The sequence below is a fragment of the Alcaligenes sp. WGS1538 genome, assembly GCF_043187505.1.
Lineage (GTDB): Bacteria > Pseudomonadota > Gammaproteobacteria > Burkholderiales > Burkholderiaceae_B > Alcaligenes.
In genome coordinates, this window is the sequence record NZ_CP171109.1 from 1,927,705 (window position 1) to 1,947,791 (window position 20,087).

Here is a 20,087-nt window from a genome sequence, read left to right on the forward strand (position 1 = left end):
CTTCGCCCTGGATGAGGGCGAAGCGATGCGTCACGGCGGGCAGCGGCGGTCAGGCCATGATCTTCTCGACCTTCGCCGGCAGGCCCTGGCGCACGGCGGCGCCCGAAACCCAGTCGATCCAGACATTGTCCTGGCCCTTGCCGCGAGTCGGATCGGCAAAACCCAGCTCGTTCAGGTTCACGCCTGCCGCCAGGGCGGGCTGGTGGGGCATGGGCTGGCCGTCTATGGCATGGGCGCGCGCGCCCAGTTCCGTATGGCCGAAGCCGTGCTCGATGGCGATGGCGCCGCGCATGATGCCGCCGCGCACCAGGGCCACGCCTTCCACCGAACCGCCCGGCGTGCTGACGCGCACCCGGTCCCCGTTGCGTATGCCCAGGCGGCCGGCGTCCTCCTGGTTCAGGGAGATGGGATTGTGCGGATGCACTTGCCGCAGCCTGTCCATGCCTATGGACATGGAGCTCATCAGATTGGATTTATAGGAACTCATCAGGAAAGGCCAGTCCTGTTCCGTAAAATGGTCGCGCATCGCGCTGCCATCGGCCAGCCGCGTGGGATACCAGCTGGGGCAGCCGCTCAGGCGCTCGCCCGTCATGGAGTGGCGCATGCGGGCCAGGTCTTCGTTCCAGATCTGCAGGGCCGTGTCGTAGCGGTTCTTGAGCTGCTCGCCTTTCCAGGCGTTCTCGACGCGATCGAAGCGGCCGCCGCGCGTCAGCAGCATGGCGACTTTGCGTTGCTCTTCCGGATGCAGACGAGCCTGCAATTCAGGGAAGAGGCGGTCCACGCCGGTCATGCGCATATCGTCGTCGCTGGCATCCCCCACCGGACGGCCCGCGCCATAGGCGATGTTGGCCATGCCGCGCAGGTAGAAATCTTCGGCGCACAGCAGGTCGTGCGCCTGCCCGCTCTTGTCCTTGAGCACTCCTTTGCCAAAGCCGGGCAGGCCCAGGCGCAGAGCCACGGCAAACAGGAAGCTTTCCAGATTCACGGGCCGGCCGTCCGCCGTGCGGTCCACGCGGGGCTGGACCACGGGCCAGCGCACGGTGGAGGACTTGGCGATCACGTCGGCCCAGGGCGCGGACACGCCCCAGCTTTCGTAGGTGACGGTATCGGGCACGATGTAATCGGCGTAGGCGTTGGTCTCGTTGATGAAGGGGTTGATGGATATGGACAGCGGCAGCACGGCCGGATCCTTGAGCTTGTCCAGCATGGCGTTCTTGAAGCCCGCAATCGCATAGACCGGGTTGCTCATGTGGTTGATCCACACCTTGCACGAATAGGGGTAGCCGTTCAGGCCGGAGGCGATCATTTCGCTGCTCAGCCCGCCCACGGCCGGGTACCAGGGAGCAGGCGCGGGATATGGGGATTCGCCGTTCTGCTTGCGGCGCTGGTATTCGCTGGACTTTTCGTAGGCGAAGCGGTGCCGGGACAGGGCCACGCCTTTGGCGGCGGCCTTGCCGGGAAACTGGGCGAAGTTGTAGCGGGGGCCGGGACCGAATGGACCAAAGGGGCCGGCGTCCAGCACCAGGCCGCCCTTCAGGTTCAGATTGCCTACCAGCGTGTTGAGCATGGCGATGGCATAGGCAGTGTAGAAACCCGATCCGTTCATGGTGCCGCCGTGGGCGTCGGCCACGGCGTAACGGCCGTGGCTGGTGAATTCGCGGGCCAGCTCCACCAGGGCGGATTCCTTCATGCCGCAACGCTCGGCATACTGCGCCAGGCTCTGCTCCCGGGTTCGCTCGCGCAGCATGTGCAGGGCGGTGCAGATACGCACTTCCTGGCCGTCCAGCATCACGGTGCGTTCAGCGAACAGCACGGCGCGATCCAGCTCGGTATGGGCGCGCAGCTCGTTCTGCTCGTCCACGACGATGAACGCCGGTTCGCTGCCTTCGACCGTTTCCCAACCCAGATCCGATGCCCGCAGATAGCGGCCAAAAGCCGGATGCCCGGGCTCCGCAATCAACAGGTGGGTGGCATTGGTCCACGAAGCGGCCTGCTCGTCCTCGGCGGCGGGCGCGTGCGGACGGGCCAGATGATCGGCGTCGAAGCGTTCTTCTTCCAGGATCCAGCGCAGCATGCCCATGACCAGCGACAGGTCGCTGCCGGGCAGCACGGGCTGCCAGCGGTTGCCGCTGCCCGAGGCCAGGCTGGAGGAGGTCGGCAGGATGGGGGAGACCACCACGTAGCGGAAGGTGTTCTCGGGCCGGGAACGCGCCTCGGCCAGTTCGCGGCCCTGGCGCTGGAAAGGATTGCCCGACTGCGCCGGCGCCGCGCCGATGAACAGGCCGAAGCGAGCGTTCTTCCAGTCCGGCTTGCCGTGGGGCATGCCTTTCATGTCGCCCATGGCCGCGCCCGTGCCCACGCGAAAGCTCTGGCCGCAGTACGAGCCGTGGTTGCTGACGTTGACGGTGCCGAAGGCTTGCTCCGCAAAACGCTTGATCAAGGGCGTGCGGCCTTCATTGGCCGAATCCGTGAACAACAGCTGATTGGCCAGTGGACCGTATTCCGGATTCTTGGGATCGATGAGCGTCTGGTGATCCCAGATGGCGCGCAAACCGTCGACCTGGCCTTCGCCAAAGAGATCGCCGCCTTCGCAGACCTCCTCGAGCAATTGTCCGAAGCTGATACGCTGCCATTGCCCCGAACCGCGCGGCCCGACCCGCTTGAGCGGAGAGAGGACGCGGTACGGGCTGGCGTGCTGGGCCAGCATGGAGGCGCCCCGCGCACAGGCGCTGGCGCGTCCCTCCAGGCCGTTCTCGCCGCCCAGCATGGCATAGACCTCGCGGACGGGCTGATCCATGGCGGCCGGCTGGGTGGTGGCCAGCGGATGGTAAGGATTGCCGGCGATGCGCAAGATGGCATCGTGTTCCGTGTCCACACGTACGCGCACGCCGCATTGCGTCCAGCACCCCAGGCAACTGGACGGGCTGACGACCTGGCCGGGCTGGGTGTCCAGCAGGCCTGTGACGGGATCGATGCGGGATTCGGCCTGCAAAGAGTTGCCGCGGGTTGCATGCGCTGCAGGCGCGCCGGCGGTGCCCTGGCCCAGGCCCTTCACGGCTTTGACGACGGTGTCGCTATAGCCGGCGGCAAAAGCGGCCAGGCCGCCCACGGCGGCTCCGCCGCGGGTCAGCATCTGCCGGCGGGACAGATTGGTGGTTTCGTTTTTCTTGCTCATGGCTCAAACCTGGATTCAAAGATGTCAGCGCGGGCTCAGGCCGCCAGGACGCGGCGGCGGGCCGGAAAAAGAGAGAGCAGGGTGGTGCTCAGGGACAGCAGCGCGATGCACAGGCCAAGCACGCCCAGCATGCCCAGCAGGCCGTCGCTGCCCAGCGGCATGGCGTACAGGTACAGGCCGGCGCCGTACTTGGGCACGCCTTGCACGGCCATGAAGATGATCCAGCGGAACACCCAGGCCGAACCCAGCATCAGCAGGGCGCACAACAGGCTGTGGAAGCGGCCTTGCAGGGCGGCGGCGGGGCGGCTCAGCAGGAACAGGATCAGCAGGCCGGCGGCCAGCGAGCCCAGAAAGCTCACACGCCAGACGGGGTAGGTCCGGAACAGCTCCATGGCCGTCTCGAAAGAGCGACTGTGGCCGAACAAACCCGTGGCCATCCATAGCAGTGCGCCGGCCACCAGCGCCAGGACGGTCGCCAGGGCCCAGCGGCGCAGGGCCGCCGCCGGCAAGGCGGCCGTGCCGCCGGGCAGCCAGCGCGCCACCAGCAGGATGGCGCCCAGACTGGCCAAAGCGGCCGTCAGGGCGAAATTGACGGGCAGGAACACGGTGTTCCACAAGGGGCGCGAACGCAGCACCATGACTTCCGCGCCGCTGTAGACCAGGATGGACAGGGCCGACGCGAGCAGGGCCAGGCTCAGCCAGCGCCAGAGGACGCGGCGGTCCAGCCACCAGGCCAGCACATTGGCCAGCGACAGGCCCACGAACAGGGGGAGCAGCACCGCGCCCAGCGACATCCAGGACCAGGGAGTGAAATGGGCATAGAAATGCCAGAAGCGGCCCGGCTGGTGCAGATCGGCCAGCAGGGATATCGGGGCGGCGATGCTGCTGCACAGCAGCACGATCATCAGCGCCGGCTCCAGCGCGCGCAAAGCGCCGTCGCCCGACCAGGCGCAGCGCCATACCCAGAGGGCGCTGGCGGCGGCCAGTCCGACCAGGAAGAAATACTGTACGGCCCAGGGCAGCCAGGCCACTTCGTAAGCAGGGGTCAGCAGTTCGATGATGGTCATGGCATTCTCCTAGAATTGCGTGGTCAGGCGCACGCTGGCCTGGCCGTCCACGCCATCGACGAATTCATCGGGCAGGCCTATGTAGAACACATGCGGATTGGTGTTCATGGCCGGCTTCAGGACGCGGATCTCGTCCTTGTGCTCGCGCATCAGGCGCGAGACGGCGCTGTGCTCGTCGTTCAGGTCGCCGATGACGCGGGCGCCGCCGACACAGCTCTCCACACAGGCAGGCAGCAGGCCGGCCTCCAGCCGGTGCTCGCAAAAAGTGCATTTGTCCGCCGTCTGGGTCTCGTGATTGATGAAGCGGGCGTCGTAGGGACAGGCCTGCACGCAGTAGGCGCAGCCCACGCAGCGCTCGTTGTCCACCAGAACCACGCCGTCCTCGCGCTGGAAGGTCGCCTGCACGGGGCAGACTGGCACGCAAGGCGGGTTGTCGCAGTGATTGCACAGGCGCGGCAGGCTCAGTATGGCGGCCTGCTGCTGGCCGTCGAGCACTTCGTACTGGAGCACGGTCGTGCGGAACTGGCCTATGGGCGGCGCGTTCTCGATGGAACAGCTGACTGTGCAAGCTTGGCAGCCTATGCATTTGCGCAGGTCCACCACCATGCCGTAGCGCGCGCCGGGCTTGCCGCCGTCGCGCCGCGGCGGCTGGCTGTTCATGGCGGCCTGGACAGGCTGGATGGGGATGATGGTGGCGCTGGCGCTCAGGCCCAGCAGCTCTTTGAGAAAGCGGCGCTTGCCCTTTTGGGGCGCGGCGGGGGGCATCATGTTCTGACCTCTTTATGCCTGGGTAAGACCCGTTTAAATTATTTACAGTTATAAGCATATAAAGGAATCAACGGTTTATCCTTGATGGAAGTCAAAGCCCATCGTTTAAGGTCTGAAATGTTGATGCCCGACTGAAATGGTCGGGATTGAAGCGATGAAAAAGGGGCCCCGTCCTTTGAAGGACGGGGCCCCTGCTGCGCAGACCGCTCAGCCGGACGGATCAGAACGTGCCGGTCAGGCCCAGGAAGAAAGTGCGGCCGGGTTGGTTGTAGGTGTAGGCGCCGGCGCCGTAAATGTAGTTGGGCGTATTCAAGTTGACGCCGATGGCGTTGCCGCGACGGAACAGGCGTTTGTCGAAAATATTGTCCACGCCCGCATTGAGGCGGAAATGCTTGCTGATCCTGTACTGCGTGCTCAGGCCGAAAAGGGCGTAGGGCGGCACCTTGTCGGTTGCCGAGCCTTCCAGCGGCACCCCGTAGTAGTCGAACTTGGGCGGTTTCTGTTCACCGTAGAAGGTCGCCTTGGCGCGCAGCGACCAGTCGGCATTGATGTTCCAGTCCAGGGTGCTGTTGATGGTGTACTTGGGAATGGTGGACAAGGCTTCGCCCGTGGTCTTGTTCTTGGACTCGATCATATAGGTGAAGTTGGTCTGCCACAGCCAATCCGGGGCCAGGGGCAGTGTCAGGTTGCCTTCCAGGCCCGATACCACGGCCTTGGGAATGTTCTCCCATTGCAGAACCAGTTGCTGGTTGTTCATGGCGCTGAAGCTGTCCACGGCAACGCGCCCGGCTTCCACCTTGTTGCGGTAGTCGTTGTGGAAGTAGGTCAGGCTGGCGCCCACGCCGTCATCGCCCGCGTATTCGATGCCCAATTCCTTGTTGATGCTGGTCTCGGCCTTCAGGTCGGAGTTGCCCTGCAGGAAGCAGCCTGCATCGTTCGGGCCGCCGGTATTGCCCCAGCAGCCGTTGCCCAGGCTGTACAAGGTGTAGCCGTCGTTGCTCTGGTACAGGTTGGGCGCCTTGTAGGCGCGGGCTATCCCCGCCTTGACCGTCCAGTTGTCGGTGAGGGCATGGGACAGGTTCAGGGAAGGGCTCCAGTTGCTGCCGTGCTTGTCGTGATAGTCGAAGCGCAGTCCGGGGGTCACCGTGGTGCTGTCGGTGGCGTAGATATTGTCTTCGGCAAACACGGAATAGATGTTGGCGCGCGACTTGGCCCGGTAGGCGGTGGGCGCGCCGGGGATGCGGGAACGGTTGCGCAGGGCCAGCTCGGACGATTTGTCATTCAGTTCCTGGCCCACCCATTCCATGCCCAGCGTGGCGTACTGCTCCACGCTGCCCGTCCTGAACTGGTGGCTGGCCTCGGCATGCGCCGTCATGGTGCTCAGGTCTATGGTGCCAAAGCCGCCGTCCTGAGCCCGGGCAGGATCGTTGAAGGCGCCTTCCGTCCCGCCGGCCAGGCCCTCCAGAATCCGGTAGTTGCGCGTCTTCTCATACTGGAAATAGGCCAGGGAATTGGTCTTGTCGTTCCAGTCGCCCCTATGGGTCAGGGAATAGCTCTGGCGGTACAGCGTGTTGGTCTCGTCGCCCAGATGGCGCTTGACCTCGTCGTTGGTATTGGTGTTTTGCGTATCGCCGGCGTAGATATTGCCCTGGCGGCTGTAGGCTGCTTCCAGGTCCACGGTCTGCCGGCTGTCGGGGCGCCAGGAAAGCAGGCCGTTGATGTCCTTGTTGCGCACGCCTTCGCGCCCGGCCGGGAAGGTGCCCAGATTGCTGCCGCCGCGCTTGGAAGCGTGATCCTTGTTGATATCGTAATCGTCCGCGTCGGTCTTGTTCAGATTGCCGTACAGGCGAAAGGACAGGCTTTCGCTGATGGGGCCGCTCAGGCCGAAATTCATGCGCCGCGTGGCGCCTTCCTCGCTGTGCTGGGGCAGATTGCCGTACAGCGAGACCGTGCCCTGGAATCTGTCGGTCGTGGGCTTGGTGATGATGTTCACCACGCCGCCGGCCGCGCCGTTGCCATAGCGGGCGGCGGCCGGGCCGCGCAGCACTTCGATGCGCTCGATCTGCTCGGCCGGCACCCAGTTGGTGTCGCCGCGCGAGTCGCGCTCGCCGCGCCAGCCAAAGCGCACGGCGGAACGCGAGCTGACCGGCTTGCCGTCGATCAGGATCAGGGTGTTTTCCGGGCCCATGCCGCGGATGTCGATCTGGCGGTTGTTGCCGCGTTGGCCACTGGCTGAATTGCCGGTCAGGTTCACGCCGGGCATGGTGCGCAGCACGTCGGAAATATCGTTGGCGGGCGGGGATTTCTGCAGGTCGTCCTGGGTGATGATGGACGAGCCCAGCGTCTGCTTCAGCTCCTGTTCGGCCTTGACCACGATGCGGTCCAGTTCGTCCACTTGCTGGGCCAGGGCGCAAGTGCCGTAAGCCAGATGCAGTGCAGCGCCCAGAGCAGTCAGAGCAAAAAAAGACAGGCCGCTGCGTGAATGGCGCGCAGCGGCGGGAAACGGCGATACAGACATGAAACCCACCCTGTTGTTAATGAGACTGATTCTCGATTATAGACAGGAGTGATTCGTATTTGTATCTTATTGTTGTAATGTCAACACAAGCGTGTAGGCATCATGCCTGGCCTGCCCAGGCTGGTCGGGCCTTGGAGCAAGGTCCTGACAAATCTGACAGCTTGCCGTGCCGGCATTGATGCGCTAAGCGCAGACGCTGCATCCCGGCCCCATGCAGGTATGCAGCACGGAGTTGCGGCTGCGGGAACGCGTTCCCGGTCCGGTGACGTCGGCGCCCGCCAGCGCCTGCTGCGGCGTCAGGGCGCGCGACGGGCCGTCCTTGCTGAAGAGGCGGCGCGGCGCGCTCAACTGCAGCAGCAAGACGCCTTGGCGACAGGCCGGGCAGGTCTGCGGGTCATTGCGGGCCGCGATGCTGCGCAGGCTGCTGCTGCGGGTCAGACAATGGTTGCAAAGATAATCGTACAAAGGCATGGGCTTATTCCCGGAAAGCAGTGCCGCGGATCCTTGCTCGAACCCGCGGCCGTCATGGTTCAGGACAAGGTGCAGCGCGTGCCGGGCCGGCCGAACTGGGCGGCTTGGTTCAGGGCCCCCTGCGGCAGGATGTCGGTGTCGAAAATGCCCGTGGGCAGGGCCAGGGACGCCGAGCTGTTGGGCAGGTCCACGACGCCGCCGTAGCGGCCTTCCACCGGCGCGGCGGTCAGCAGCATATAGGCCTGGGCGCGGGAGAGCTGCGTCACGCGGGTGATGTAGTCGATTGCCGCCAGGCAGGCCTGGCGGTAGGCGACGGTGGCGTCCAGATAATGATTGACGCCTTCCTCCACGCTGATGCCGGTGAAATGCAGCCATTGGTCGTAGCGCGGATCATGGCGGCCGGGCACGTAGATGGGCGCGGTCAAGTTGTACTTGGCCATGCCGCCCTTGATCAGGTCGAATCCCAGATGGGCCGCGCCGTCCATTTCGATGGCGCCGCAGAAGGAGATCTCGCCGTCGCCCTGGGAAAAGTGCAGATCGCCCATGGACAGGCCCGCGCCCTTGACGTAGACAGGGAAGTAGATGCGCGACCCGATGGTCAGATTCTTGATGTCCAGGTTGCCGCCATGCTCGCGCGGCGGGACGGTACGCGCGGCCTCGGCGGCCATGCGGTCGAACTCGGCGCCCTTGACGCCACGCAGCACGGCGGTATCGGCATAAGGCGGATTGGCGTGGCCCTTGGGCACCAGCAGGGCTTCGCGGCGGTTCCATTCGCGCAGCAGATCGTGCGATGGCAGGGTGCCGATCAGGCCGGGGTGCATCATGCCGGCAATGCGCACTCCGGGAATGTGGCGCGAGGTGGCGTAGACGCCGTGCAGATCCCAGATGGCCTTGTCGGCTTGGGGGAAATGGTCGGCCAGGAAGCCTCCGCCGTTCTCCTTGGCGAAGATCCCTGAAAATCCCACGGGCGTGATGCAGCGTATGTCCAGCAGGTCCACCACCAGGATGTCGCCCGGCTCGGCGCCTTCCACATGGATGGGACCGGTCAAGGGGTGGGCGCGGGTCAGGTCCACGTCGCGCACATCATTGGCGCTGTCCGTGTTCTCGATCTGGGCGTCCAGAAAATCCAGGCATTCCAGAATCATTTCCTCGCCCGGCTTCACGCTGGTCAGGTCTGGAATGTCCGGATGCCAGCGGTTGTGGCCGATCTCGGCCTGTTCGGCCAGGGGAGCGCCGGGTTTGATCTTGATGTGCTGCATGTGATCTCCTCGTTATGATTTGTCGAGCTGCGCCAGCACGCCGATGAGGCGTAGCAAGACAAGTAACATGAGACGCGGATCTGATTCAAAAATGCAGCGGCGGGGCTCTTTCAGGTCTGGTCGGGCTTGGCGCGGCGCAATTTCTTTATAGCCCAGAGGCTTATATGCTGAAGGGTGAAAACGAAAGCAGAATAAAGATTTTGTCCACAGGGTAAGTCCTGAGAAGATTCCGTTTTTGCGGATTCGAAATCAACTCGTGCAAGACCATCAGACATAATAAAATTCGTATGGATCAGATACGCTTTTTACTATGATGCGAGTTTTCTGCCCGGGCCAGGCGGCTTAGGGCAGGGCACCTGGCCCGGGCTGAATAATCCTTATCACCTGAGCTTGATAAGGCCGCTGTGCGAAGCGACAACAATAAAAAAAGAATTAAACGCAGGAGACAGCACAATGAGTCGCACTTCCCCCGTCTTGTGGATACGGGATCCACTGGCCTGTTCGGACCCCGCCGCGCGGGGCGGCCTGTTGATCCAAGGCAGCCGCATTCTTGAAAAAGTGGCGGCGGGCTCCCAGCCGCGCCAGGCCTATGATCAGGCATGGGATGCGTCCCGGCACGTGCTCCTGCCCGGCCTGGTCAACACTCATCACCATTTCTACCAGACGCTGACCCGCGCCTATACGCCGGCCCTGAACAAGCCTCTTTTCCCCTGGCTGACCACCTTGTATGACGTGTGGGCCGGGCTGGACGACGAGCAGATGCAGATCGCCAGCGAGCTGGCCATGGTGGAGCTGCTGCAATCGGGCTGCACCACGGTGGCGGACCACCATTATGTCTTCTCCGGCGCCTTGCGGCAGGCCATCGATTGCCAGGCGGAAACGGCCCAGCGCCTGGGCGTGCGCGCCGCCTTGACGCGAGGCTCCATGAGCGTGGGCCGCGAGCAGGGGGGACTGCCGCCGCAAAGCGTCGTGCAGGACGAAAAAACCATTCTGGACGACAGCCTGCGCCTGATCCGCCGCTATCATCAGCGCGAGGACGGCGCCATGGTCACCATCGCATTGGCGCCATGCTCGCCGTTTTCCGTCAGCCGGGAACTGATGCGCGAAAGCGCGGCGCTGGCCCAGCGCGAGGACGTGCGCCTGCACACCCATCTGGCGGAAACCGAAGACGAGACCGCGTACTGCGAAAAGCTCTTCGGCATGCGTCCGCTGGATTACCTGGAGGAGCAGGACTGGCTCAGCGATCGCACCTGGCTGGCCCATGGCATCCATTTCAATGATGACGAGGTTCGCCGCCTGGGGCAGGCCGGCACCGGCATTGCGCATTGCCCCTCGTCCAACATGGTCCTGGGCAGCGGCCTGTGCCGCACCATCGAACTGGAAGCGGCCGGCGCGCCGGTGGGGCTGGCGGTGGACGGCTCGGCCTCCAACGATCACTCCAATCTGGCGCAGGAGATGCGCCAGGCCATGCTGCTGGGCCGGCTGCGCTACGCGCCCGGCCAGGTGACGCACGAGGCCGTCATACGCTGGGCCACGCAAGGCTCGGCCCGCTGCCTGGGCCGCTGGGACATCGGCGGCCTGGAAGTGGGCCAGCAGGCGGACCTGGCCCTGTTCACCCTGGACGAACTGCGCTTTTCGGGCGCGGAGAACCCCTTGGCGGCCTTGCTGCTGTGCGGCGCCGACCGCGCCGACCGCGTCATGGTGGCCGGCCAATGGCGCGTCATCGACGGACAGCCGTGCGGCATCGATCTGCAAGAACTGATGCAACGCCACCAGCAGGCCGCCCGCCGCCTGCGCGATAAAGTGCTGGACGCCGCCGCCGTCTGAATTTCTTCACGACAGGGCCGCAGAGCCCTGCCTGCCTATTGTTCGGAGACACCAACGTGACGACAACACCCTCCACGGGCGCCGCTCCCGCGCAGCGTCCTGAAGACGAAAACCTGGGTCTGGGCCCCAACCTGGCCTACGGTTTCCAGCACGTCCTGACCATGTACGGCGGCATCATCGCCGTGCCGCTCATCATCGGCGAGGCGGCCGGCCTGCCGCCGTCGGAGACCGGTCTGCTGATCACGGCCTGCCTGTTCATGGGCGGCCTGGCGACCTTGCTGCAGACCCTGGGCCTGCCTTTCTTCGGCTGCCGCCTGCCGCTGGTGCAAGGCGTATCCTTCTCCGGCGTGGCCACCATGATCGCCATCCTGGGCGGCGGCGGCGGGCTGCCGGCGGTCTTTGGCGCCGTCATCGCCGCATCCCTGATCGGCCTGCTGATCACGCCGATCTTCTCGCGCGTGATCCGTTTCTTTCCGCCTCTGGTGACCGGCTGCGTGATCACGACCATCGGCCTGACGCTGATGCCGGTCGCCGCCTTCTGGGCCATGGGCGGCAACGCCCAGTCCCCGGACTTCGGCAGCGTGGGCAATATTTCGCTGGCCGCCGCCACCTTGCTGATCGTGCTGCTGCTGAGCAAGCTGGGCAGCGCCACCATTTCGCGCCTGTCCATCCTGCTGGCCATCATCATCGGCACGGTGATCGCCGTGGCCCTGGGCAAGGCGGATTTCTCGGCCGTCAGCGACGGCCCCGTGTTCGCCTTGCCTTCGATGTTCCACTTCGGCATGCCCACGTTCCAGACGGCCGCCATCATCTCCATGTTCATCGTGATCATCGTCACTCTGGTGGAGACCTCGGCGGACATCCTGGCCGTGGGCGACATCATCGACACCAAGGTGGACTCGCGCCGCCTGGGCGACGGTTTGCGCGCCGACATGCTCTCCAGCCTGGTGGCGCCCGTGTTCGGCTCCTTCACCCAGAGCGCCTTTGCGCAGAACGTGGGCCTGGTGGCCGTGACCGGCGTCAAGAGCCGCTACGTGGTGGCCTTCGGCGGCCTGATCCTGATCGCGCTGGGCCTGCTGCCCATCATGGGCCGGCTGGTCGCCGCCGTACCCTCGTCGGTGCTGGGCGGAGCCGGCATGGTGCTGTTCGGCACGGTGGCCGCCAGCGGCATCCGCACCCTGGCCAAGGTGAATTATGAAAACAACATGAACCTGATCATCGTCGCCACCTCCATAGGCGCGGGCATGATTCCCATCGTGGCGCCCAAGTTCTACGAACACTTCCCCGTCTGGTTCGCCACCATCTTCCACTCGGGCATCAGCTCGGCCGCGCTGGTCGCCATCGTCCTGAACCTGCTGTTCAACCACCTGACCGTCGGCAACTCGGACCAGCCATCGGTCTTCGCGGCGGGCACGGGCCGCTACCTGCGCGAGTCCGACCTGGCCCTGCTCAATGACGGCGACCGCGTCGTCGACGGCAAGGTCGTGGACAAGGAAGGCAAGGAAATCCCGGTCGTGCCCGACGATCACCCGGCGCTGCTGCAAGCCGGGCTGGACGGCCAGCCGCGCACCGCCACCGCAGGCTGATCAGGCACGCAGCCACCGATCGCAAGGGCTTGTCCTCACAGGGCAAGCCCTTGATTTTTTGGCTTGAAAAAGCCGGCCGGGCCGCCATATGATTTTCTGGAGGCGAACAGAGCCCGGCGCCCCATTGAACACTCAGGGCTCGGCATACACTGCGAACAGGAGATGAACAATGGCAAACAATCTGACCCGTTTCAATCCTTTTGGCGAATTGACGAACCTGGACGCTTTCCGCGATTTTGAAGACATGTTCCGACGCATGCCGGTGGTGGGGTCGCTGGCCGGGCAAGGCCACCAGCACATCCGCCTGGACGTGCACGAGGACGAGGACGCCTACCGGGTGACGGCGGAAATTCCCGGCGTCAACAAGGAAGACGTGAACGTGACCGTCGATGGGAATGTGGTATCCATACGCGTGGAAACCCGGCGCAACCAGGAAGAAAAACAGGGCGAGACCGTGCTGCGCAGCGAACGCTATTATGGCGTGCAGACGCGCAGCTTCAGTCTGGCTCACGATATCGATGACACGCAGGCCGACGCCAAGTGCGAAAACGGCGTGCTGGAGCTGACCTTGCCCAAGAAAAAAGGCGAGACCGGCGCCAGAAAGCTGGAGATCCGCTGACAGCGTCGCGCTTGAAAACAGCAGCCGCGCCGAAAGGCGCGGTTTTTTTTAGTCGCGCCATACGTCAACAGCGGGAATAGAAAATGCGCGAAGCCCGCGCATTTTCTATTGAAAAGCTCAACTTGATCAGGATTTTCCGGCCTGCGTCATATAGGTCAGGGCGCTGGCCACCAGGGCGCGCACGCCCACGCGCAAGGCCTTTTCATCGACCATGAATTCCGGCGAATGGTTGGGCGCGCCAGCCTTGTCCGGGTAGGGCGAAGCATTCAGACGCCAGAACACCAGGGGAATGTTCTTGGAAAACGCCCCGAAATCCTCGGAACCCATGCCGGGCGGAACCTCCCGCGCGCCATCCGCGCCGGCCGCCAGCTTCAGCGCGGGAATGACGACCTGAGTGGCCGAGGGGTCGCTGATCAGGACCTCGTAGCCGGTGTCGATGCGCACCGAGGCCTGCACGTCATGATTCTTGGCGATATTGTCCGCGTAGCGGCGTATCAGTTCATGCGCTGTGGCCTGGTTCTTCTTGGACAGCGAGCGCACCGTGCCCGAAATCTCCGCATTTTCAGGCAGGACGTTGGGCCGGTTGCCGCTTTGCAGCATGCCCACGGTGACGACCGTGGTGCCGTCCAGCGGATCGGTGCGCTGGGCGATGATGTTGTTCAAGGCCACCACCGTTTCCGCCGCGGCCACCACGGGCGAGGCGGCGTTCCAGGGCGAGGAGCCATGCCCGCCCTTGCCCTTGAGGGAAATGGCGAAGACATCGCCGCTGGCCATGATGCTGCCCTGGCGATAGCCTATGGTGCCGGCCGGATAGCCGGGTCCGATGTGCTGGCCCATGATGACATCCACCTTGGGCTTGTCCAGCACGCCTTCCTTCATCATGGCGTTGGCGCCGCTCAGCGGCGTGCCCGGGCCTTGCTCTTCGGCGGGCTGGAACAGCAGCACGATGGTGCCCGGCAGTTCGGCGCGCATGTTGGAAAAAACCTTGGCCGCGCCCAGCAGCATGGCGACGTGCGTATCATGGCCGCAGGCATGCGAAACCGGCACTTCCTTGCCTTGCCACTGTCCCTTGGCGGTGGACTTGAACGGCAGCTCGTTGCGCTCCAGGACGGGCAGGGCGTCCATGTCGGCGCGCAGCGCCACCACCGGGCCCGGCCTGCCGCCTTTCAGGACCGCCTTGATGCCGGTCTGCGCGATGCCGGTCTGCACCTCGAAGCCGGGCATGGAGGCCAGCGCCGACTGGATATAGGCGGCCGTGTTCTGCTCCTGGTAGGAGAGTTCGGGATGCTGGTGGATATGGCGGCGCCATTCGATGACCTGCTGCTCCAGGGCGTCGGCCTTGTGCAAGGCCTGTTCGGTCAAGTTCTGGCCGGATTGCGCCAGGGTGGCGCCGGCCATCAGGCTGCAGGCGGCCAGGAGAGTCAGGCGTAGCGGTTGCGTCATGTATTGTCCCCTCGTTGTTTATGAATCCGTGCTCGATCGTAGCACCGTCGGCGCCCCGGTCTGCCGTTTTTCGCCGCCAGCCTCCATGGAATCGTCGCGCTGGCGGATGTACTGGCCGGGCGTGACGCCGATCTGATCCTTGAAGAAAGCAATGAAAGCGCTGTCGCTGGCAAAGCCCAGCCCGGAGGCGACGCGGGTGACGCTCAGTCCCGTCGCCAGTTGTTCGATGGCTTTGAGCAAGCGCCACTGTTGGCGCCACTGCTGATACGTCAAGCCGGTGTCGCGCTTGAACAGGCGGCTGATGGTCTTCTGGCCGGCGCCCAGGCGGCTGGCCAGGACGTTCAGGGCGGGGGGCAGGACGTCCACGGGAATCCGCCGCAGGCGCGCGTCCGCGGGCAGGGGAAGAAACAGGGCCTGGCGGGGCGCCAGCTCGAGTTCATGCAGCAACAGGCGCATCAGGTGCAAGCCGGGCGCCTGGTCCCAGTCCTGATCCAGGTCCGCCTGAGCGACGCGCTCCAGCACCGCCGTCAGCAATTCGCTGGCGCCCAGGATCTGCACCTGGGCGGGCAGGTCGGGATAGTGGGCGGGATCCAGGTACACGGAGCGATAGTCGACATGGCGGCTCATGCGTGCTCGATGGGGCAGGCCTGCGGGAATCCAGATCAGCCGGCCCGGCGGCAGCAGGCACAGCTGCGTATCCAGCGTCACGCTGATGCAGCCGCTGCGGGTGTACAGAATCTGGCCCCAGGGGTGGCGGTGCAGACCGGAGTCGTGCTGAACCAAGCGGGCGGCAATGCCCAGCGCATGGCGTCCGGCCAGCTCGGGAAAGGGATCGTCAGCAGTCAGCCAGGGCATCAATGTCCGATTTCATGGATTTTTATTCAGAATACTTGTAATGGAGAATTCCTGCCAGGGCTATGCTGCCTGTCTTTGCCACTTACAGGTATGCCCATGACTCGTTTTCTCCTGTTGATGATCGCCCTGATCATGTTTCCCCAGGTGGTCGAAACGGCCTATAGCCCGGCCCTGCCGCTGATCGCCGATGCCTATGCGGTATCCGCAGGCCGGGCGGGCCAGACCCTGTCGGCCTACTTCGCCGCCTTCGCCGCTGGCGTGCTGTTCTGGGGCTGGCTGTGCGACAGCGCCGGCCGCCGCCCCGCGGTTCTGGCCGGCCTGGCGGTCTACGGACTGGGTTGCCTGGCAGCGCTGTTCAGTCCCACATTCAGCCTGCTGCTGGGCGCGCGCATGCTGAGCGCCTTCGGCGCGGCCGTCGGGTCCATCGGCGTGCAGACCATGCTGCGGGACCGCTACCAGGCCGAAGAACTATCGAGGATCTTCGGCCTGATGGGCGTCGCCCTGGCGCTCAGCCCCTTGCTGGGTCTGGCCATGGGCGTGTTGCTGGCTTCCGCCGGCGGCGCGACGGCCGTGTTCCTGGGCCTGTTCGTCCTCGCTTTGCTGCTTCTGGGCGCAAGCCTGCGCCATCTGCCCGAAACCCGTCGGTATCCCGCCACGGGCGACTCAATGGCGCAGGTAGGCTGGCGCCTGCTGCGTGATCCGGACATCTGGCGATCCGCCATGCTCGTGGCCCTGTTCAATACAGCAGTGTTCGCCTTCTACCAATGGGCGCCGTTCCTGCTGCAGGGCCTGGGCTCAGGCACCCGTCCTCTGCTGGCGGCCGGGCTGCTGCTGGCTGTAGGCACCCTGGCGGGCGCGTTCTTGAATCGGCGCTGGCTGGCGGCCGGCCTGACCGCGGACAGGCTGGTGCGGCGCGGCGTTCTTTTCCTGATCGCAGCGGGCATGGGCCTGCAAGCGGCTCGCGCCAGCCTGGCGTTCCTGCTGCCGACAATGCTGGTCTCGCTGGCCTATGCGCTGGCCATCCCCAACCTGCTGGCCGGGGCTCTGCACCGCTATCGGTCGGTCGCGGGCAGGGCAGGCGCCATCTTCGGCCTGTTGTACAGCCTGTTGCTGGGGACCGGCCTGGGAATTTCCGCCTGGTGGGGGGAATTGGCGCAGGTAACGATGGCCTGCGCCCTGGCTGCGGGCGTGATCATGCTTGTTCCAAGAACGACCTCCGAACGGCGCGGCTGACGAAGCAAGCCTTGCCTTCATAGGGAATATACTAATACATATGTATTGACATGAATTAGCCCGGATCTCCATAATCCTTCATGTTTAAAGCAAATGGAAAGGGCGCGCTGCACAAGCGCCCGGCTTGAACATTCACTAGAAATGGGGGATGACATGATGGGACAAGGGGCGACGGGCAATCCGTCCATGAGCGCCACACCGCGCAACGGCGTGGCGGTGCTGATGTTGTTGATGGCCGTTGCCGGCGAGATGTGCCTGGCGGCCGATTTCTATGGCTTTGCGGCGGTGATCAAGATCGTGTCCGCCGACCTGGCCCTGAGCGAGGCCCAGGCAGGGCTGGTGCAGGGCGCCTTCGGGGTGTCCTTCGCGCTGGGCATGCTGTTCTGGGCGCCGCGCGGCCGGCACATGAGTTCGGCCCGCCTCTATCTGATCGGTCTGGGCGGCAGCGGCCTGCTGATGCTGGCCCAGACCCAGGCGCAGGATTTTCTGCAACTGGTCCTGCTGCGCCTGGTGGTCGGCTTCTTCGATTCGGCAGTCTGGGTCGGCTCCATGAAGATCGTCATGCAATGGTTCGCGCCGCGCCGCCAGGGCCTGGTGCTGGGCATCATCCTGGCGGCCTATTCGCTGGCGATCACGCTGGATTTCGCCCTGGGCCTGCCCTACGCCATGGAGCACGGCTGGCGCGCCTTCTTCTTCGTGCTGGGCGGCCTGACGCTGGGCGCCTGCCTGCTGACCCAGATCATCGTGCGTCCCGGCCCCTACCAGGACCCGCACGACAAGATCCAGGTCGACGCCGGCGTGCTGCGGGCGATCGCTTCCCGCCCCTGGATCTGGGTGGGCGTCCTGGCCATCTTCGGCGCCTTGTTCTCGGTCGCCGCCACGGCCACCTGGCTGATTCCCGCCTTCATCGACGTGCAAGGCATGGCGCCGGCGCAGGCTCCGCTGTTCGGCACGCTGATGGGCTTGTCGCAAGTCTTCTTCCTGCTGCTGGGCGGTTACGCCAGCGACCGCTACACCCGGGTGGGCGTGATGCGCCTGGGCATGCTGCTGACCATTCTGGCCGCTCTCGCCTGCGTCTTGGTCGCCTGGCAGCCGCTGCCGCATTCCGGCCTGCTGGCGGTGGCGTTCCTGTGCGGCGTCGGCGTCTTTCACGGCGGGGCGATCTTCAGCTACGTGGGCGAGCGCTACGGCGTGAACCTGGGCCCTTGTGCAGCCGGCTACGCGGAAATGGGCGGCGTATTCGCCACTTTTGTCGCGCCGTCCCTGCTGGGGCTGCTGCTGAGCCTGACGGGTTCCTACATCTGGGCGTTTGGCAGCTTCCTGGCCGTGGAGGTGCTGGTGCTGCTGGGATTCGTCGTCCTGACCCTGCTGCCCTCGGCACGGGAGGCCTGAAGCCATGAGCCAGTTGCGCTTTGACCATGCGGACCTGGGACAGTACCAGCTGCAGGCCTCGGTGCCGGATTTTGCAGCGGAAATGGCGGCCTATCGCCGCGCCAGCGATGCGTCCCGGGCCGCCTTGCCCGGCTTCTTCAGCTCCCACGCCTACGGGCCTGATCCGGTCGAACGACTGGACGTCTATGCCGCCCGCGAGCCCGGTTCGCCCTTGTACCTGTTCATCCACGGCGGCTATTGGCGCATGCTGGCCCGGGAAGATTCGGCCATGATGGCGCGCAGCCTGCACGCCGCCGGCGCCGCCGTGGCCTGCCTGGACTACGGCCTGGCTCCCGCCTACACGCTGCCGCAGATCGTGGCCCAGTGCGAGCGTGCGCTGGAGTGGATCGCGCGTCATGCGGGGCGGTTCAACGCCGATCCGGACCGCATCCATGTCAGCGGCAGTTCGGCCGGCGCCCAGCTGGCCGGCATGCTGCTGGCCAGCGATGCCGCGCGCAACGAGCGCCGCATTCACAGCGCCAGCCTGATCAGCGGCGTCATGGACCTGCATCCCCTGGTGCACACGCCGGTGAACGACTGGCTGAAGCTGGACCAGACCCTGGCCCAGGCATTCAGCCCCGCGCTGCACCCGCCTGCCGCGGGCACGCCCGTGCTGGTGGCCTGGGGCGCGCTCGAGCCCGCCGTCATGCAGGCGCAAAGCATTCATTACGCGCAGCAATGCCGCCTGGCCGGCTGCGCCGTGCGCAGCATGGCGATTGCCGGACGCAACCATTTCAATGTCCTGATGGATCTGGAGCAGGGCGACAGCGCCTTGACGCTGGCCGTGCTCCAGACCATGAACTGTCATGCCAAGGAGGAGACACCATGACAAGCCAAACCATGCACGCCGCGGCGCAGGTCGCGACCTGCTTCCATCCCCGCCGACTGGGCCACGTCAATCTCTGGGTGGATGAGCTGCAGCGCGCGGAAGACTTCTACAGCCAGGTCTGCGGACTGAAAGTGGAATTCACCGAGCCCGACCTGATCGCCACCTTCCTGGGAACCGGCCATACGCCGCACGACCTGGGCATGATGGAAACCACCAAAGGCGTGAACCGCTATGGGCGCGACGGCCTGCTGCAATTGCCGGGCACCATAGGCCTGGTCCCGGGCCTGAACCATTTGGCCTGGGAGCTGGAGAACGAAGCCGAACTGGTCGAAGGCTGGAAGCGGGCCCGCCAGCAGGAACGCGACATCGACATGACCGTGGACCACCAGGTGGCCCATAGCGTCTATATGTTCGATCCCGACGGTAATTACAACGAGTTCTACTGCGACACGATCAAGGACTGGCGCAGCGTGCTCAATGGCCCGATGGAGCTGCTGACCAGCCGCTGGGATCCGGCCGCGCAGGAGCCGTTCACCGAAGGCCGCTACGACACCGATCCCATCCTGGAAACGGTCGCCGGCGCGCCCGTACAGCCCCGGCGCGTCACCCACGCGGTGCTGCGCACCGCGCAATTGGCTCGGATGCTGGATTTCTACACCCAGGTCGGCGGTTTGCGCGTCGTGCACCAGGAAGAGGGCGTGGCCTATCTTCAGGCCGGCCTGTCCGACTACGACTACAGCCTGGTCCTGGTGGGCGACGAGCAGGCCGCCTTTTCGCACGGCAGCTTCGAGCTGGGCGGCGTCGCGGAACTGGAACAGACGCTGGAGCGCCTGCAGGCCCTGGGTATCACGCCGGTGCATGACGTGCGCCTGCCCTGGAAGCGATCCTTCTTCCTGCGCGACCCGGACGGCCTGCTGAGCGAATGGTACGTGCCGCTGGAAGGCGAACGGACTCTGGACAGCCGCCACACGTTGCCCCTGTGGGCGCAGGTCTGAGGAGAGCGCAC

Annotated in this window: 15 protein-coding genes; 7 read left to right on the plus strand and 8 right to left on the minus strand. The window is 65.0% G+C overall.

Annotation, left to right across the window (positions count from 1 at the left end):
• Positions 1-49 precede the first annotated feature (49 nt).
• The 6 genes from ACF3ND_RS08995 to fmdA all read right to left on the minus strand — a co-directional run bounded on the left by ACF3ND_RS08995 (position 50) and on the right by fmdA (position 9,258).
• A complete protein-coding gene (locus tag ACF3ND_RS08995; RefSeq protein ID WP_394065734.1) occupies positions 50-3,175 on the minus strand; it encodes a molybdopterin dinucleotide binding domain-containing protein in 3,126 nt (1,041 codons plus the stop codon).
• A 35-nt stretch (positions 3,176-3,210) separates the two neighbouring features.
• On the minus strand, positions 3,211-4,242 hold the full coding sequence (nrfD, locus tag ACF3ND_RS09000; RefSeq protein WP_394065735.1) for an NrfD/PsrC family molybdoenzyme membrane anchor subunit: 1,032 nt from the start codon (positions 4,240-4,242) through the stop codon (positions 3,211-3,213).
• Between the two features lie 9 nt (positions 4,243-4,251).
• Positions 4,252-5,010, minus strand: coding sequence for a sulfate reduction electron transfer complex DsrMKJOP subunit DsrO (dsrO, locus tag ACF3ND_RS09005; RefSeq protein ID WP_394065736.1), 759 nt, complete (start codon positions 5,008-5,010; stop codon positions 4,252-4,254).
• Positions 5,011-5,230: 220 nt separating this feature from the next.
• Positions 5,231-7,528: a TonB-dependent siderophore receptor gene (locus ACF3ND_RS09010; RefSeq protein WP_394065737.1), complete on the minus strand. Its 2,298-nt coding sequence runs from the start codon at positions 7,526-7,528 to the stop codon at positions 5,231-5,233.
• Positions 7,529-7,711: 183 nt separating this feature from the next.
• Complete coding sequence (locus ACF3ND_RS09015) at positions 7,712-7,999, minus strand: FmdB family zinc ribbon protein (RefSeq protein ID WP_394065738.1); 288 nt, start codon at positions 7,997-7,999, stop codon at positions 7,712-7,714.
• Positions 8,000-8,058: 59 nt separating this feature from the next.
• Complete coding sequence (gene fmdA / locus ACF3ND_RS09020) at positions 8,059-9,258, minus strand: formamidase (RefSeq protein ID WP_394065739.1); 1,200 nt, start codon at positions 9,256-9,258, stop codon at positions 8,059-8,061.
• A gap of 453 nt (positions 9,259-9,711) precedes the next feature.
• Between fmdA and ACF3ND_RS09025 the strand changes: the two genes are divergently transcribed.
• The 3 genes from ACF3ND_RS09025 (at position 9,712) to ACF3ND_RS09035 (ending at position 13,290) form a co-directional block, all read left to right on the plus strand.
• Positions 9,712-11,085, plus strand: a complete 1,374-nt coding sequence (locus ACF3ND_RS09025; protein ID WP_394065740.1) for an 8-oxoguanine deaminase — start codon at positions 9,712-9,714, stop codon at positions 11,083-11,085.
• Between the two features lie 56 nt (positions 11,086-11,141).
• On the plus strand, positions 11,142-12,671 hold the full coding sequence (locus tag ACF3ND_RS09030; RefSeq protein ID WP_394065741.1) for a nucleobase:cation symporter-2 family protein: 1,530 nt from the start codon (positions 11,142-11,144) through the stop codon (positions 12,669-12,671).
• A 169-nt stretch (positions 12,672-12,840) separates the two neighbouring features.
• A complete protein-coding gene (locus tag ACF3ND_RS09035) occupies positions 12,841-13,290 on the plus strand; it encodes an Hsp20/alpha crystallin family protein (protein WP_394065742.1) in 450 nt (149 codons plus the stop codon).
• Between the two features lie 126 nt (positions 13,291-13,416).
• Here ACF3ND_RS09035 and ACF3ND_RS09040 read toward each other — a convergent pair whose 3' ends face one another.
• On the minus strand, positions 13,417-14,733 hold the full coding sequence (locus tag ACF3ND_RS09040) for a M20 family metallopeptidase (RefSeq protein WP_394065743.1): 1,317 nt from the start codon (positions 14,731-14,733) through the stop codon (positions 13,417-13,419).
• Between the two features lie 18 nt (positions 14,734-14,751).
• Positions 14,752-15,588: an AraC family transcriptional regulator gene (locus ACF3ND_RS09045; protein WP_394065744.1), complete on the minus strand. Its 837-nt coding sequence runs from the start codon at positions 15,586-15,588 to the stop codon at positions 14,752-14,754.
• A 96-nt stretch (positions 15,589-15,684) separates the two neighbouring features.
• Between ACF3ND_RS09045 and ACF3ND_RS09050 the strand changes: the two genes are divergently transcribed.
• From ACF3ND_RS09050 to ACF3ND_RS09065, 4 genes are all read left to right on the plus strand, one after another.
• The gene (locus ACF3ND_RS09050; protein WP_394065745.1) at positions 15,685-16,821 is read left to right on the plus strand and encodes an MFS transporter; all 1,137 of its coding nucleotides are present in this window, start codon (positions 15,685-15,687) and stop codon (positions 16,819-16,821) included.
• A 186-nt stretch (positions 16,822-17,007) separates the two neighbouring features.
• Complete coding sequence (locus tag ACF3ND_RS09055) at positions 17,008-18,213, plus strand: nitrate/nitrite transporter (RefSeq protein ID WP_394065746.1); 1,206 nt, start codon at positions 17,008-17,010, stop codon at positions 18,211-18,213.
• Between the two features lie 4 nt (positions 18,214-18,217).
• Entirely contained in the window at positions 18,218-19,081 is an 864-nt protein-coding gene (locus ACF3ND_RS09060; RefSeq protein WP_394065747.1) for an alpha/beta hydrolase, read from the plus strand.
• Positions 19,078-20,076, plus strand: coding sequence for a VOC family protein (locus ACF3ND_RS09065; protein ID WP_394065748.1), 999 nt, complete (start codon positions 19,078-19,080; stop codon positions 20,074-20,076). Before ACF3ND_RS09060 ends, ACF3ND_RS09065 begins: the two co-directional genes overlap by 4 nt.
• The last annotated feature ends 11 nt before the right edge of the window (positions 20,077-20,087 follow it).

What these genes read in the sequence shown, in the direction of transcription:
- ACF3ND_RS09015 (WP_394065738.1), bottom strand. Translation starts at nt 7,999, where the DNA reads ATGCCTTTGTACGATTATCTTTGCAACCATTGTCTGACCCGCAGCAGC.
- ACF3ND_RS09045 (WP_394065744.1), bottom strand. Translation starts at nt 15,588, where the DNA reads ATGCCCTGGCTGACTGCTGACGATCCCTTTCCCGAGCTGGCCGGACGC.
- ACF3ND_RS09025 (WP_394065740.1), top strand. Translation starts at nt 9,712, where the DNA reads ATGAGTCGCACTTCCCCCGTCTTGTGGATACGGGATCCACTGGCCTGT.
- ACF3ND_RS09050 (WP_394065745.1), top strand. Translation starts at nt 15,685, where the DNA reads ATGACTCGTTTTCTCCTGTTGATGATCGCCCTGATCATGTTTCCCCAG.
- ACF3ND_RS09055 (WP_394065746.1), top strand. Translation starts at nt 17,008, where the DNA reads ATGAGCGCCACACCGCGCAACGGCGTGGCGGTGCTGATGTTGTTGATG.
- dsrO (WP_394065736.1), bottom strand. Translation starts at nt 5,010, where the DNA reads ATGATGCCCCCCGCCGCGCCCCAAAAGGGCAAGCGCCGCTTTCTCAAA.
- ACF3ND_RS08995 (WP_394065734.1), bottom strand. Translation starts at nt 3,175, where the DNA reads ATGAGCAAGAAAAACGAAACCACCAATCTGTCCCGCCGGCAGATGCTG.
- ACF3ND_RS09065 (WP_394065748.1), top strand. Translation starts at nt 19,078, where the DNA reads ATGACAAGCCAAACCATGCACGCCGCGGCGCAGGTCGCGACCTGCTTC.
- ACF3ND_RS09035 (WP_394065742.1), top strand. Translation starts at nt 12,841, where the DNA reads ATGGCAAACAATCTGACCCGTTTCAATCCTTTTGGCGAATTGACGAAC.
- ACF3ND_RS09060 (WP_394065747.1), top strand. Translation starts at nt 18,218, where the DNA reads ATGAGCCAGTTGCGCTTTGACCATGCGGACCTGGGACAGTACCAGCTG.
- ACF3ND_RS09010 (WP_394065737.1), bottom strand. Translation starts at nt 7,528, where the DNA reads ATGTCTGTATCGCCGTTTCCCGCCGCTGCGCGCCATTCACGCAGCGGC.
- ACF3ND_RS09040 (WP_394065743.1), bottom strand. Translation starts at nt 14,733, where the DNA reads ATGACGCAACCGCTACGCCTGACTCTCCTGGCCGCCTGCAGCCTGATG.
- fmdA (WP_394065739.1), bottom strand. Translation starts at nt 9,258, where the DNA reads ATGCAGCACATCAAGATCAAACCCGGCGCTCCCCTGGCCGAACAGGCC.
- nrfD (WP_394065735.1), bottom strand. Translation starts at nt 4,242, where the DNA reads ATGACCATCATCGAACTGCTGACCCCTGCTTACGAAGTGGCCTGGCTG.